This window comes from Exiguobacterium artemiae, from assembly GCF_033342815.1.
GTDB classification, from domain to species: domain Bacteria; phylum Bacillota; class Bacilli; order Exiguobacteriales; family Exiguobacteriaceae; genus Exiguobacterium_A; species Exiguobacterium_A artemiae_A.
Window position 1 is genome coordinate 1 of sequence record NZ_JAWPEN010000004.1, and the last position, 14,625, is coordinate 14,625.

Consider the following 14,625-nt stretch of genomic DNA (forward strand, 5'->3'; position numbering starts at 1 on the left):
GTGAGCGCATCATAACGGCACCTAATCTTCTCGAGCGTGACTTCACAGCAAGTAAGCCGAATCAGAAGTGGGTGACGGATATCACCTATATCCAATACGGCAGCACGACAAAATATCTTTCCACCATCATCGATCTTTTTAATAACGAAATCATTGCCTACAAATTATACGATCACCAACAGACACCACTCGTCATCGATACGTTGAAATTGGCATTAGAGAATCGAAATCACCCCGAGGGGGTCATCCTTCATTCAGACCAAGGAAGTGTCTATACATCGTATGTCTTTCAAGATTTCGTCAAGAGGAATCATCTAACAAGCAGTATGTCGCGTAGAGGAAACTGTTGGGACAACGCAGTCATCGAATCGTTCCACTCCAATCTGAAGTCCGAGGAGTTCCAGTACGTCAAATTCAATTCACTAAAAGACCAGGAGGTCTACGAACGCGTTATCAACTATTTAAATTACTATAACGAAGAACGAATCCAAGAAAAATTAGGCTACCTGACACCGATAAAATATGGTGTACTGGCAGCCTAATCAAGGTGTTTTATATGTGTCTCATATCGCTAGGTCAGTCTACAGACGGACTTTTTTATCAAAAGAAAAAGACGAACATGCATTCTAAATCAAAATACGGTATGCTGTTTAAAAAGGAGAGATGACATGCCACCTTATACCTTAGCGATTGATTTTGAAACCGCGAACCGAAACAGCCGCAGCATCTGTGCCTTCGGCTGGTCTGTTTTATCCGAAGGACGCGTCGTGACGAGCGAGCAGGTTCTGATTAATCCGGAAGAAGATTTTGATGCCGGCAACATCCGTGTCCACGGCATTCGCCCGAGTGACGTCTGGGATGCACCGGCCTTACCGGAAGCAATGGAAGCACACGGATTGTTTAAGTTAATCGAGAAGGCCGAACTTGTCATTGCCCATAATGCGGCTTTTGATATGGGAGCGCTCCAAAAAGCCGTTCAAAAATATGACTTATATCAAATGCCGACGTTTCAATATGGCTGTACGGTTAAACTGTCACGCAAGCTGTATCCATGGTTACCGAACCATAAGTTAAATACGATGGCGGAATTTTTAAATGTTTCGTTTAAGCACCATGATGCGAAAGAAGATGCCTACATCTGCGCCTTGTTACTGCAGGATATGTTCGACCGGACGAATATCGAACATCCGGTCGAACTACACCGTTTTTGTGGCGTTCGGATGGGTGAAGTCGCTTACTGATGCTAAAAAAGGAGCCACTCAAAATTCTGAGTGGCTCCTTTTCGTATTTCTTATTTCGTTGTTTGTTTAATCGGGAACCAGCCTGGACGGCTCGTGATTCCCTGCCATAGTGCATCCGGTACGACGAGTTCCGCCTGTGCCGACGGATCGAGTTCTGTCCGGATCGATTCCGTTTCACCAGCTTCGACTTTTTCGACCCATTTCGGTTCCATGATTAACTCACGGCCCAGGGCGACGAGTGGCACGACTTCAAGCGAACGCTCGACTTCTTCTGGTGTATGGAGTGAACCGACACCGATAACTGGCACCTGTTGACCGACACGCTCTTGAACTAAACTGATTGGCGAGCGTGTTTCGTTTTGATCACGAATTGATCCGGCAAAGAAGTCCATCACAGAAACGTGCAGGTAGTCGAGATCTTTTTTCGCAAGTGCATCAACGAGTTGCATCGTATCGTCGAGTGTAATTCCCGGATTTTCAACTTCTTCCGGTGAGAAACGGTAACCGACGATGAACGAAGGATCTTGTTTTGCAACGGCTTCGACCGCATCGACGACGGCTAGTGGGAACGCAAGACGTTTTTCAAGACTTCCGCCCCATTTGTCCTCACGACGGTTCGAATGCGGAGAAACGAATTGTTGAATTAAGTACGTGTTCGCACCATGAATCTCCACTCCATCAAATCCGGCTTCCATTGCCCGGCGTGTCGCTTGACCGAACGCTTCGATGATCGCTTCGACTTCTGCTGCTTCCAGTGCACGTGGTGTCATTGCGCCTTCACGTTCTGGTGCTACTGCACTTGCGCTGACGGTTTGTCCGCCGACGAGTTCCGGTGGTGCCATACGACCCGCGTGGAAAATTTGCAGAATCGCTTTTGCGCCTTGATCTTGGATTGTTGTCGCGAGACGTTTCAGGCTCGGAACCAATTCGTCGCGCTCCGCGCCAAACTCATTCGGGAATCCTTGACCGTCTGCTGTGACGTTAGCACATGCTGTGATGACTGCACCGACTCCACCTGAACGTGCTGCGTAATAGGCAAGCTCCGCTTCTGAAACTTCACCGTTTTCTTCCGCCGCGTAGTTCGTCATCGGCGCCATCATAATCCGGTTTTTAAGGGTCACTCCGTTTGGAAGTGTAAACGTATCAAACATCTTTTCATTAGCCATTGAAGCATATCCTCCTCTGAAATCTTAACTTGAATATCGTCAGTATACGCCCGCTCTGCTTTAAATGACTAATGATGTGCTTCACTGATGTTCTGAACGCTGATCAGATCCGGTACTTCCGTTTCCGCCGCCCGCCCGGCCACCACCAGTTCCAGTGTCCGAACAGCTTCATCAGCGCCGGAACGAGGAACATGCGAACGATCGTCGCATCAATGAAGATCGCAAGCGCAATTCCGACACCAAGTTGCTTGATCGGACTGACGCCGGTAAAGGCAAAGGCCCCGGTGACGACAATCATGATTAAGGCGGCTGAAGTGATGATTTTACTTGTCTTCGCCAGCCCCATTTCCGTCGCGAGATCATTATCTCCGGTCTCATCGTAGTATTCTTCCATCCGTGAGACGAGAAACACTTCGTAATCCATCGACAGACCAAACACCAGCGAGAAGATGAAGACCGGTGTTAAAATACCAATTGTCTCGGCCGGGAACACCCAACCGGACTCAAACAAAATGACAAGCAACCCGAATGTGGCACCGAGGCTGAGCAGATTCATCAAAATCGCTTTGATCGGAATCAAGATCGACTGGAATGCAAACAACAGGATGATGAATGTGGCAAGTAAGACAAGACCTAACGCGAGCGGCATCTTCGAGTAGATTTCATCATAAATTTCCTGATTGAAGGCCGCCGGTCCTCCGACCTGATAGCCCTGGTCCCGTACTTCACGGACCCATTTTTGTGAACTCTTGTCTCCCGGATCTCCCGTCAACTTGACGTTAACCCGGGCAATTCCTGAATCAAACGCAATCAACGATGCTAACTGTTGTTTCCCTTGTTCACTTGCGGCAATCTGAGTCACGCTCTGTCCGTTCGCTTCCGCCAGTGACGTCGCTGAGATGACGCTGCTGACTCCGGCATCTGCTTCGAGACGTGTCGTCAATGCTTCCAGTTTTTCGACACCCTGTTCTGTTTGAAAATCAGCTTTCAGCAAGACAACGGCATCCGTTCCGTCGTCCCCGAAGGTTTTTTCCCACGCTTCAAAGGCAAGGCGCGATTCATAATCTTCCGGCAAAGCACTCGCTTGCGGAATGTTCAGTTCCAAATCACGCAACGGAATTAAACACGGCAACAGCAATAGAAGTGAAAAGATGGTAATGGCGACCGGACGTTTCATGACGAACCGGGCGAGCTTACGCCACCTGACTTCTCCCTGCTCCGAATCCGCTTTGAAAATCCGGCCCTTTTCCAGACTCCCGCCCAGTAATGCCAGCAAAGCCGGAAGTAAGGTTACGGCGCTGATGACAGCACCAAGCACCGAGACCAATGTTCCGATCGCAACTGCTTGAAAGACGTCGACGTCAATGACAAGTAATCCCGCCAATCCGACAAAAACACAAATTCCGGAAAATAAAATGGATCGTCCGGCCGTCGCCACCGAAACTTCCGCCGCTTCCGTAATCGATCGTCCGGCTGTCCGTTCTTCCCGGAACCGATTGACATACAGCAGGGAAAAATCAATTCCGAGGGCAAGTGAAATCATCGCTACGGCATTTAAGACAAAGATGGATAATTCCTGTTGTCCGGCGATGAAATACAGTGTTCCGGCCCCGAAGATGAATGTGACGAGTCCCATGATGAGCGGCAAGATAGCCGCGAGCGGTGTACCGAAAACGAGAAACAGGACCAGTAAGGCTGCCGGGACGCCAATCAATTCAGCACGGACCAAATCATTTTTGGACGCTGTATTCAAATCGTCAACGATCAACGGCTCCCCTGTCAGTCGAATCGTACTGCCGTCCTGCGGATCGAGTTTTTGTTGTACTGTCTTGACCCAAGAGGAATCAATGTCCGGTATCCCGATCGAGACATATCCTTTCCCGTCTTTGAATGCTTCTGGATTTTCCTGCGGACCGGCGACCTGTCCGACACCTTGAATCGTCCGAAACGCTTTGACGTGGCGTTCCATTTCCTGCCGGATGCTTTCTTTTTCCCCTTCAAACAACACGATAATTTGGTGAGGATCCTGCTTAAATTCCTTTTCTAACGTGCGTTCGACTTGTTGAAATTCCCCGTCCCGCGTAAAGCCGTTTCCTTTCAGCTGATCCGGCAGCTGCACTGCAAAATAACCGAGGATCAGCAACAATACCACCCAAGTCACGCTGATGCCTTTTCGAAAACGGACTACGTATCGACCAAAACGTTCCATCTGTCATCTTCCTCCCTGTATACAAGAAACACATCCTTCGCCTGCTGCGACAAAGGATGTGTTTACGTCTTCTGAAAAATTTGGAGCCACGTATTTCCGAAATTTGCCGACGTCGAGACGATGGCCAGTCGTTGCGCCGATTCATCCAGTAAGATCGTCTTTAACAGGATAGATGACTGGCATCCATCAAATTTAAATTTCAGTTGCTCTTTTTCGTACAGATAAAATCGATTGGCATCCGTTACAGAAAACAGATGTTCCCGGCTGTCGACCAGCAAATAATCATCGTACTCGGAAAACGGAATCAATTGTTCCTGTTCCGTAAACGCATCCCAAATGACATAACGCGCTTGATTCACATCATAGGAAATCATCGTTCCCGGTGCCAGCAGACGTTCAAACGCATACTGCGGGTCATACCCCCGTTCAATCAAACGTCCTAATAAAGGAGCTTCGTCATAATCCGAAAAAGTTCCTTCCTGTTTTTCAAAATCATAACGTACGACATCGGTTTCAGCCGAATACATAAAAATTTGTTCGCCTCGCCATTCATAAAGATTACTGAACCAAGCGTCCGCAAAGTGGCTGGGACGATTCATATATTGGAGACGTCCGTCTCTTAAATCGAGTAAACCAAACAATGAAGTTTCTTCAAAAACGATGAACACACGGTATCCGTCCGGTTCAAAGAACCAGGTAAATGGAACATACGCACATGCTGTCTCCCACCGTATTCTCAAATCCAAATCACATTTTGTAAATCCGCCTTGATCCCGGTATAAAACCAGATCATCACCGAATCGGTCAAAAAGTGAAACAGATTCATGGAACAACAGCTCAGCGGCTGGTTTATACATACGCATCACTTCCTACTTCCTACGGTATCAACCTTCTTCATTTCTAGCTACTGTCGATGCGCTCGAAGAGCATGTCCTGTATACTTAAAGGAAACAAAAAGGAGGTCTACACACAATGAAACCCCTACAACTGTCTGCTGATACAGCTGTTGAACTTTCGAAACGTCTCAATGTGCCGCTCGAACAGTTAATGCATATGCCGCGGCATATTTTAATACAAAAACTGGTCGAATTAGAAACAGAACAATCCGATTCTTCTTCTGCGGATGATACATCTTCAGAAGATAAATGATGCAAATATGCCCTTCTTTCGTGCGCTGGTCGCATAAAAGAAGGGCATTATTCTTTGTACAATCAAGCTTGTGGATTATATTCGGACTTTCCATAACGGAATACATTAACAATCGCTTTTCCATCACTCGGATAACCGTTCGGATGATCGATCGGAAATAACGAGAAGAAAATGAAATAGAACGAGAAATAGGCGAATTGATACGTAAAAATTGAAGCCTCGAAAACACCCGCATAAATCAGACCGTTTACAATCAAGATGCTCACCAGATTGAAAATGGCTCCACCGGCGTAAACCGTGATGTTCGTAAACTTATTTTCATGACGAAGCGCCTCGTACTGACACCACCCGTCCCAGAAATAAACGCGGTTCAAGCGGATGGGACCGACGCGTAACAAGGATTTTCCCGATCCGATATTGATTTCCATGTTACCGCCAAACAGACGTGCAAAAAAGTAATGACCCATCTCATGAATTAACGTGACAATTGGTAAAAGTAAAAAAAACGAGAAGAAAAATTTCCAGATATCATTGAAGCCAAACATATGATACATCCTTTCAAAAAAACCAGCACTCTAAATACTACTTATAGTATGTTCCCGGAAGTCATGAATTAAAACAGTAAACTTAAAAATTCATTAAGTCATTCTGATGACACCGCAACACGACTGTCACGTCATGCACTACGGCTAAATCAAAAAAAGAATCGGCGTCCACATCAGTGAACTCCGATTCTTCCAAGCGTCTTGTACATCATTTATTATTTTTACGTCGTTTGTTCGCTGCATAGAGCAAACCAAGAATCGTCAGTGCGGCACCGCCTGCCACTGCATATTTCTTATAGTCTGCTTTTCGTTCGGCAATCACCGTCGTCGATAAGGCTTTCACGACAAGTTGTTTTTCTTCGTGTAGACGGGGGGCGTGGATTTTTACCACCCCTTCTTCGACGAGAATTTCGAACTCGCCGCTCGGTAACTCGATTGTCACATCATGGTCCGTCGCATTGTGATATACCCGCTGACGCTCCACATATCCTTCGTACGTCCGCTTCAATTCATACGCAATGATACCTTCCCCTTCTTCGAGGAAGCGGAGATGTTTCCGAATCATTGCTGTATTTTCCAGACGGAACATCGGATACTGGCGCCGCAGGGCAATCAATCCTTTGACATATTCGACGCCGGCACGGAATTGTTCCGCGCGCTCATAATCCAATTGATTCACGACTTCTCCGGAATTAAAACTGTCCCGAATCCCGTTTTTCGTCCGGAAAAACTCCTGCCCTGCATGTAAAAACGGAATACCTTGGCCGGTTAAGATAATCGCATTCGCTAGCATTTGCCGCTTTCGACGGATTTCATCCGTATCTTCCGGTTTTGACACGGACAATTTGTCCCAAATCGTTAAATCATCATGAGCTTCAACGTACGAAACGACCTGATTCGGTTCCTCCGCAAAGCCTTGCGAAGAGACGTTTCCGGCGATTCCCCGTTTGACTTCATTCGTCCGCTCGAAAGCCCCGCTGATGAATCCTCGGTCAGCCGGTGTCTGAACGTCACCTTTGACACCGTCACGTAATCCGTTGTTGAAATGAGCGATTCCCGGCATCTGCGGCGCATTAAAGTAGTTGGCTTTTTGATCGGCTGCGAGTGGTGTGTCAAGATCCCACCCTTCCCCGATAATTAAAATCGACGGGTCAATCCGGTCAAGGGCATGACGAACCTGATTCATCGTTTCGACGTCATGTAAGCCCATCAAATCGAACCGGAATCCGTCCAGATGATACTCTTTCGCCCAATAGGTCACACAATCAAGAATGAATTTCCGCATCATAAAGCGTTCTGATGCTGTGTCGTTCCCGCAGAAACTTCCGTTTGAAAGTGTTCCGTCCGCTGCCTGCCGGAAAAAGTAACCCGGAACGAATTGTCCAAGTGGTGCCGTTTCCGCATCATAGACATGATTAAAAACGACGTCCATTACAACGCGAATGCCTCGATCGTGTAAGGCTTGAATCAAGGCTTTTAATTCCCGGATCCGTGCTGCCGGATCATCCGGGTTCGACGAATAGGAACCTTCCGGCGCAAAGTAATTGACGGGATCATATCCCCAGTTGTAGTTATCCGGATCATTTGGTGCCGCCTCATTGACTGAACCGAAATCATAAATCGGAAGAAGTTGGACATGCGTCACACCTAGGTCCGTCAGATAATCAAGACCCGTCAATCCACCTGCCGGTGTCCGTGTTCCCGCTTCCGTTAATCCGCGGAATGTGCCCCGCTCGATGACCCCACTCGCCGGATGGCTCGTCGCGTCCCGAACATGCAATTCATAGATGACAGCGTCTTGTGACGAATGGAACAGAGGACGTTCCTCAATCCAACGTTCCGGGTGAATCGCCGACGGATCGATTAATGCCCCCCGTTTGCCGTTCGTCCCGACTGCTTTCGCGTACGGATCGACTGCTTCGACTTTCTGTCCGTTGATGCTGGCTTGAAACGTATAAAAGTAACCTTCATACACAGCGCGATCCAGTTCGACGACGAATGTCCCCTGCTGATCTGCCGTCAATTCAAGTTCTTCAACTTTCCTTGCCCGCAATGTCCGGTACAAACGAATTACGACACGTTCCGCCGTCGGTGCCCATAAACGGACACGTATCGTATGCTCATCAAACGTCGCTCCTAAATCCGATCCTTTATAGGCATAGCGCTCATCCAACTCTTCCGGTGTGAGCGTCAACATATCTGCTGTTTGTTTCAAAGCCATGCACCCCTTTCATTTCATGGTTTTCATTATAACAAAATTTCATCCGGATGAACGATTCGACTCTCTTCCTTGCTTTTTCTTTGCCGAAAATTCAACCTGAAGTCAAAGCATTTCCGAGCAAATATGCTAAAATGGTTGTGGAACGAAAGGGGAGATTCTTATGGCAGCAAAAGACAATTCATTTGATATCGTGTCACAAATCAACATCGAAGAAGTTAAAAACGCGATGCAGGTTGCACTAAAGGAAATTACGAACCGCTTTGATTTCAAAGGATCAAAAAGCGACATGAAACTCGAGAAAGAAGATTTGATTCTGATCTCAGATGACGACTTTAAACTCGATCAAGTCAAAGATGTCCTGACAGCTAAACTCATCAAACGGGAAGTCCCGACGAAAAACCTGCAATACGAAAAAGTCGAGCAGGCAGCCGGAAATACTGTCCGTCAACGCGTTATTCTCAAAAGCGGAATCGATCGTGATGATGCTAAAAAAATCAATAACGCCGTCAAGGAATCAAAACTCAAGGTGAAAACTCAGATTCAAGACGATCAAATCCGTGTTACGGGAAAATCGCGCGATGACTTACAACAAGTTATGCAAATCGTCCGTGAGTTGCCGTTATCGGTCGACGTCCAATTCCTCAATTTCCGTTAAGCACAAAAAACCCTTACGCCAATTCGGCATAAGGGTTTTTTTATGCTTATTGAGCGGTATATCCGCCGTCAAGAACGACAGCTTGACCGGTGACACCGGCTGCTTTGTCACTTGAGAGGAAGATCGCGTAGTCGGCAATCTCTTTGACTTGCAGTAAGCGATGTTGCGGAACGAGCGGGTAGATGACTTCTTCAAGTACCCGGTCGAGCGGCACATTCCGTGTTTCGGCAAGCGAAGACAATTGTTTTTGGACGAGCGGTGTATCAACATAACCCGGACAAATCGCATTGACGGTAATACCGGACGTTGCCCCTTCTAGTGCGGCAACTTTCGTCAAACCGATGACACCGTGTTTCGCACTGTTGTAAGCGGCTTTACCGGCAAATCCGATCAAACCGTTAATGGATGACATGTTCAGGATACGACCGAATCCTTGTTTTTTCATGATCGGGAACACGTATTTCGTATAGAGGAACGGTGCCCGTAACATGATGCTTTGAAGTAAATCAAATTTTTCAGTCGAGAACTCTTCGATTGGTGAAACATGTTGCATGCCGGCATTGTTGATGACGATATCGATCCGTCCGTAGTGACTCATCGTTTGTTCAATGCTTGACTGAATCGCCGTTTCACTTGTGACGTCCCCTGCGACAGCAAAGGCTTCGAATCCTTTACTTTGAAGTGTTTCCGCCGCCTGCTTGGCTGCATTCTCCTGTAAATCGACGATGACGACTTTTGCGCCTTCCTGTGCGAATTCTTCCGCAATTTCGAGACCGATTCCGCTTGCTGCTCCGGTAATTAATGCGACTTTTCCTTCAAGTTGTTTCATCTTCATCTACTCCTCTTTACTCGTTTGTTTCTTTTACTGTACGCTTAGGCAATGAATAATAAAAATGAATACTTGTTATGATAGATATAACAAAAACGAATAGGAGTGAATCAGATGGATTTTCGCCAGTTGGAATATTTTACGGAAGTCGCCCGCTTCAAAAGCTTTACAAAGGCGGCGGATCACCTGCACGTCACTCAGCCGACCCTCAGTAAGATGGTCCGCCATTTAGAAGAAGAACTCGATATTGAACTGTTCGATCGAAGTAAACGGCAAATCGTCTTAACGGATGCCGGGGAAACTTTACTTGTCGAAGGCGAAAAAATTCTGAATCAGCTTGCCGATCTGCCGTCTCATCTCTATGACGTCATGCACTTGACGAAAGGAACACTCCGAATCGGTGTCCCACCTTTGATCGGTTCCTTGTTTTTCCCGCGTCTGCTCCGTCTGTTCCGGGAACGGTATCCGATGGTGACGATTAACATTACGGAAGCCGGCGGACATGCACTTGAAAAGGCCGTCGTTGCCGGCGAAGTTGATTTGATTGCGACAGTCTTTCCAGCCGATGAACATTTGACGGTCTATCCCTTTATTGAAGAAGAACTACATTTGTTCTTACCGGAACACCATCCCCTCGCTGAGCAGTCATCGATTGCACTGGCGGATGTTGCCGACATGCCGTTCGTTCTTTTTAATGAAACGTTCTCTCTTCACGACGTCGTTTTACAGGCCTGTGACACAGCAGGATTTCAGCCGGCCGTCGCCCATGTCAGCTCGCAGTGGGACTTCTTGTGTCTGCTCGTCGCGGAAGGAAATGCCGTGACTGTTCTTCCGCGGTCTTTGGCACAGCAAATGACGATCAAAGGTGTGAAAACCATTCCGCTCGATGTCCGTGTACCGTGGCAGATCGGTGTCGCTGTCCCGACCGGACGCTATCAGTCTTATGTGACACGTGAATGGATTCGCTTCATTCAAGAAAATCATTCTTAAAATGAATGACACATATAAAAACCATGTATTTGTAGCATGAGTATTCTTCCTTTAAGATAAACCGTATCGTTCATAACAGAAAGGAAGTTATTCATCATGGCTACACACTTAAACAACCGACACGAAGTAGGACTTAAAAAATTAAACGAATTTACCGATACGAATTCTGCGCAATCAACACACGAAAAAATCGCCGAATCGTTAAAAGATATCGCTCCGGCAGTTGGTGAATGGATCACCGATTTTGCTTACGGGGAAGTATACAGCCGCAACGGGCTCGTCAATCGCGACCGCGCGATCGTCACGATCGCAACACTTGTCACCCAAGGAACTGAACCACAACTCGCGCTTCATATTAATACCGGATTAACGGCCGGATTAACAGGAAACGAAATCGTCGAAGCCATCATGCACCTTGTTCCTTATACCGGCTTCCCGCGTGTCCTTAACGCACTCGAAGTCGCAAAAGTTGTTTTCGCTGAACGCGGCGTGACCGTCGACCCGGCTTAATTAAAAACAGGATGAGCCGCATGAAACGCGGGGTATACTCTTAGTACAAGGGAGCGATGCCACATGCAGTATGCACTCATCACCGATCTGCACAGTTCATTATCCGATACACGTGCTGTGTTGACAGCTATTCAACGGACGGCTCCGCAAGCAATTATTTTTTCGCTCGGAGACGTCCACGAATGTCATGTCGGAAAAAAACGGGCCAAGCGGTATACGTTTGAAGAAATCGAACAAGTCGTGACGCTTGATCCGGATTTTTTAAAGCTGCTGTTTTTTGAAACGTTGCTCGGAAATCAGGAAGAACGGTTGTTTTCATTGATTCCGACAGGGGTGTCCCATTATCTCGATCAGCTGCGCTCATCGGATCGGACAAAACAAACGGATTCTGCTTTGTTCATTCATGGTGATCAATTGAAATGGAGTTATGATTTGACGCCCGACACCTCTTCTTATCCGGACCGGCTCTTATTTTTCGGTCACAGTCATGTACGCGGATTGTTTAAAGAGGGCAAACGATTAACCGTTCATCATGATATTCCGATTTCGATCAAACGCGGCCGTTACGCCATCAACGTCGGACCGGTTCTGGTCGAACGGGAATGGTTGCTGTACGATACGACGACCGAAACCATCACGTTTTATCAAGCCAAATGACTGCCTGACATGAAAAATCCCCCGTTTCTTCACAATTCGTGAAGGAACGGGGGATTTTGAGTTATCCGCTGTTACAGATAACGGACAAGAGAAGCACGAACTAAATCCACTTGTGTGAACTCTGTCTTATCGGCAAACTGGTTGACGACGTGACGGACTTCACCTTGACGACGGACGAAGCTTGTCGGAACCGGTGTTTTCCGGACCAATTGTTCGTATAACGTCGTCAACTGATGATCATCGATGACCGTCGTCATCTGATCAAGGAATAACAGGACATGGAGACGGTTCAAATAGTCCCACGGCTTGTCTTCCGAACGAAATTCATTGCGGGCCAACCATTTCTTCAAACCGATCGCATCAATCTGGTTCAACGTCTCTTTTGTACGGGGTGCTTTCCATAACGCCAGCAACTCACCGAGTTTTTTGCGTGTCTGCTTTTTCGTCATGAAGAACTCAAAGTTGGTTTTCGTATCGAGTGCGTCACCGCTGATTGGAGCAATTTGATCAGCTCCTGGTGCTGTCACGAAATCGAATACGAAATCAACTGATTCGCCCGGAAGCCATGCAGCGACTTTTCCGTGAAAGTCAGCAATAAAAGCGATCGATGCAGCTAAGTCTTCCTGGTTCATTTGTGTAGATGCGTGCTGTAACCGTTCCATTGTCTCTTTGTTCATATGATAACCCCATCTTTAATCTGATTTATTTTACATTTCTTCCGGAGCGCCGACGCCAAGCAGGCGTAATCCTTCCGTCAATACAATCGTAACCGATTTTACGAGTGCGAGGCGAGATTGTTTTTCCGCATCGTCTTCGAGGACACGAACTTGTCCGTAGTATTTATTGAAGCTTTGAGCCAAATCAAGGACATAACGGCTGATGATCGACGGTTCGCGGCGTGTAAACGCCCGGTCAATGACAGCCGAGAACTGGTTCAGCATCGATACGACACCCCATGAATAATCATCTGCACTTCCGTTGAACGCTGATCCGTCATAAGCACCTTTACGAAGCAGTGAATTTGCCCGTGCATTCGTATATTGGACGTATGGACCGGTTTCTCCTTCAAATTTCAACATCTGCTCGAGATCAAACTCAATGTTGTTCATGCGTTCATTTTTTAAATCATGGAAAATGACGGCGCCGACACCGACTTCGCGTGCCGTTTGTTCCGCATTGGCAAGGTTTGGATTTTTTTCAGCGATGTTTTGTTTGGCAACGTTGATCGCATCTTGAAGCACTTCTTCAAGCAGAACAATCCGTCCTTTACGTGTCGACATCTTTTTCCCGTCTTTCATGATCAAACCAAACGGAACATGGTGCATGCCGTCAACATTTTCAAATCCGAGTTTCTTCAGGACAGCAAACAGCTGTTTGAAGTGAAGGGCTTGTTCGCCGCCGACAACATAAAACGCCTGTTCGAAACCGTAAGTCTCAAGACGATAGACGGCAGCCGCCAAATCACGTGTTGCATACAATGTTGCACCGTCTTTTTTCTTGATCAAGGCAGGAGGCATGCCTTCTGCTTCGAGGTCGACGACCATTGCGCCTTCCGATTCGACGAGCAGATCTTTTTCTTCCAATAAGTCGATCACGTGTTGCATCTTATCATTGTAGAAGGCTTCTCCGTTTAAGCTGTCAAAGCTGACACCAAGCATTTCATATACACGGCTGAACTCGACGAGCGAAACTTCACGGAACCATGTCCAAAGTGCTGTTGCTTGTTCGTCCCCCTGTTCAAGTTTCTTGAACCAAGCACGACCTTCATCTTCTAAGTCTGGGTTTTCTTCCGCTTCTTCGTGGAAACGCACGTACAGTTTGAGCAATTCTTTGATCGGCTCAGCCCGGACGTCTTCTTCCTTGCCCCACATATTGTAGGCGACCATCAATTTCCCGAACTGTGTTCCCCAGTCTCCGAGGTGATTGATACCGACGACATCATATCCTTTTTTCCGTGAAATCTGGTTCAATGCATTTCCGATGACCGTCGAACGCAAATGTCCCATCGAGAATGGTTTTGCGATATTCGGAGATGAGAAATCCGTCACGATTGTTTTACCGTTCGGCTCGCTTGATCCGTACGCCTGTTGTTCTTCCAAGACACGTTTGATGATTTCACGCGAAACCACTTCCCGGTTCAGGAAGACGTTCACGTACGGTCCGGCTGCCTGGACGTTCGAAAACAGCGGGTTATCGATTTTTTCAGCCAGTTCCGTCGCAATCATCATTGGTGCTTTACGGAAGGCTTTTGCGAGTTGGAAACACGGGAAAGCCAGGTCTCCGTGATCCTCATGCTTCGGCTGTTCAATCAGCTGTTCAATCTCTTCTTGTGACAGGGCGTCACCGATCACATCATGTAACACTTGGGCATACTGTTGCTTGTAACTCATTTTATTTCCTCCAAACAGTTATTTTTTCCAATAAAAAACGCCCTTTGCGCAACACGCAAAGAG

General features: G+C 47.2%; 15 protein-coding genes and 1 other annotated feature (1 of these 16 only partly in view). Of the genes, 7 read left to right on the plus strand and 8 right to left on the minus strand.

Annotated features, from left to right (window positions below):
• Together R7V76_RS05540 and R7V76_RS05545 are read left to right on the plus strand one after the other, a co-directional pair.
• Positions 1–542, plus strand: a 542-nt coding sequence (locus tag R7V76_RS05540) for an IS3 family transposase (protein WP_318091540.1), incomplete at its 5' end; no start/stop codon positions are given.
• A 126-nt stretch (positions 543–668) separates the two neighbouring features.
• Positions 669–1,241 carry a 3'-5' exonuclease gene (locus R7V76_RS05545; protein WP_012371709.1) on the plus strand — a complete coding sequence of 191 codons (573 nt, stop codon included), beginning with the start codon at positions 669–671 and terminating at the stop codon, positions 1,239–1,241.
• A 50-nt stretch (positions 1,242–1,291) separates the two neighbouring features.
• On the opposite strand, the gene R7V76_RS05550 is transcribed toward R7V76_RS05545, so the two are convergent.
• The 3 genes from R7V76_RS05550 to R7V76_RS05560 form a co-directional block, all read right to left on the minus strand.
• Positions 1,292–2,407, minus strand: a complete 1,116-nt coding sequence (locus tag R7V76_RS05550; protein ID WP_012371710.1) for an NADH-dependent flavin oxidoreductase — start codon at positions 2,405–2,407, stop codon at positions 1,292–1,294.
• A 103-nt stretch (positions 2,408–2,510) separates the two neighbouring features.
• Positions 2,511–4,616 carry an MMPL family transporter gene (locus tag R7V76_RS05555; RefSeq protein ID WP_318091541.1) on the minus strand — a complete coding sequence of 702 codons (2,106 nt, stop codon included), beginning with the start codon at positions 4,614–4,616 and terminating at the stop codon, positions 2,511–2,513.
• Between the two features lie 62 nt (positions 4,617–4,678).
• Positions 4,679–5,473 carry a hypothetical protein gene (locus R7V76_RS05560; protein ID WP_148206650.1) on the minus strand — a complete coding sequence of 265 codons (795 nt, stop codon included), beginning with the start codon at positions 5,471–5,473 and terminating at the stop codon, positions 4,679–4,681.
• A gap of 115 nt (positions 5,474–5,588) precedes the next feature.
• Between R7V76_RS05560 and R7V76_RS05565 the strand changes: the two genes are divergently transcribed.
• Entirely contained in the window at positions 5,589–5,765 is a 177-nt protein-coding gene (locus tag R7V76_RS05565) for a YycC family protein (protein ID WP_114596622.1), read from the plus strand.
• A 62-nt stretch (positions 5,766–5,827) separates the two neighbouring features.
• Here R7V76_RS05565 and R7V76_RS05570 read toward each other — a convergent pair whose 3' ends face one another.
• Entirely contained in the window at positions 5,828–6,310 is a 483-nt protein-coding gene (locus R7V76_RS05570; protein WP_318091542.1) for a site-2 protease family protein, read from the minus strand.
• 208 nt (positions 6,311–6,518) lie between these two features.
• The gene (gene pulA, locus R7V76_RS05575; protein WP_318091543.1) at positions 6,519–8,531 is read right to left on the minus strand and encodes a type I pullulanase; all 2,013 of its coding nucleotides are present in this window, start codon (positions 8,529–8,531) and stop codon (positions 6,519–6,521) included.
• Positions 8,532–8,691: 160 nt separating this feature from the next.
• Here pulA and R7V76_RS05580 point away from each other — a divergent pair, with 160 nt between their 5' ends.
• Positions 8,692–9,186, plus strand: coding sequence for a YajQ family cyclic di-GMP-binding protein (locus R7V76_RS05580; protein WP_318091544.1), 495 nt, complete (start codon positions 8,692–8,694; stop codon positions 9,184–9,186).
• Between the two features lie 46 nt (positions 9,187–9,232).
• On the opposite strand, the gene R7V76_RS05585 is transcribed toward R7V76_RS05580, so the two are convergent.
• Positions 9,233–10,015, minus strand: coding sequence for a 3-hydroxybutyrate dehydrogenase (locus tag R7V76_RS05585; protein WP_318091545.1), 783 nt, complete (start codon positions 10,013–10,015; stop codon positions 9,233–9,235).
• 114 nt (positions 10,016–10,129) lie between these two features.
• Here R7V76_RS05585 and R7V76_RS05590 point away from each other — a divergent pair, with 114 nt between their 5' ends.
• The 3 genes from R7V76_RS05590 to R7V76_RS05600 all read left to right on the plus strand — a co-directional run bounded on the left by R7V76_RS05590 (position 10,130) and on the right by R7V76_RS05600 (position 12,172).
• The gene (locus R7V76_RS05590; RefSeq protein ID WP_318091546.1) at positions 10,130–11,005 is read left to right on the plus strand and encodes a LysR family transcriptional regulator; all 876 of its coding nucleotides are present in this window, start codon (positions 10,130–10,132) and stop codon (positions 11,003–11,005) included.
• Positions 11,006–11,101: 96 nt separating this feature from the next.
• Positions 11,102–11,515: a carboxymuconolactone decarboxylase family protein gene (locus R7V76_RS05595; protein WP_290828155.1), complete on the plus strand. Its 414-nt coding sequence runs from the start codon at positions 11,102–11,104 to the stop codon at positions 11,513–11,515.
• Positions 11,516–11,578: 63 nt separating this feature from the next.
• Positions 11,579–12,172, plus strand: a complete 594-nt coding sequence (locus R7V76_RS05600; protein ID WP_318091548.1) for a metallophosphoesterase family protein — start codon at positions 11,579–11,581, stop codon at positions 12,170–12,172.
• Between the two features lie 71 nt (positions 12,173–12,243).
• Here the strand turns inward: R7V76_RS05600 and R7V76_RS05605 are convergent, their stop codons facing one another.
• Positions 12,244–12,849: a hypothetical protein gene (locus tag R7V76_RS05605; RefSeq protein WP_214766471.1), complete on the minus strand. Its 606-nt coding sequence runs from the start codon at positions 12,847–12,849 to the stop codon at positions 12,244–12,246.
• A 30-nt stretch (positions 12,850–12,879) separates the two neighbouring features.
• Positions 12,880–14,562, minus strand: a complete 1,683-nt coding sequence (gene argS, locus R7V76_RS05610; protein WP_318091549.1) for an arginine--tRNA ligase — start codon at positions 14,560–14,562, stop codon at positions 12,880–12,882.
• A 56-nt stretch (positions 14,563–14,618) separates the two neighbouring features.
• Positions 14,619–14,625 (minus strand) — a binding site (T-box leader); it runs 215 nt beyond the window's last position.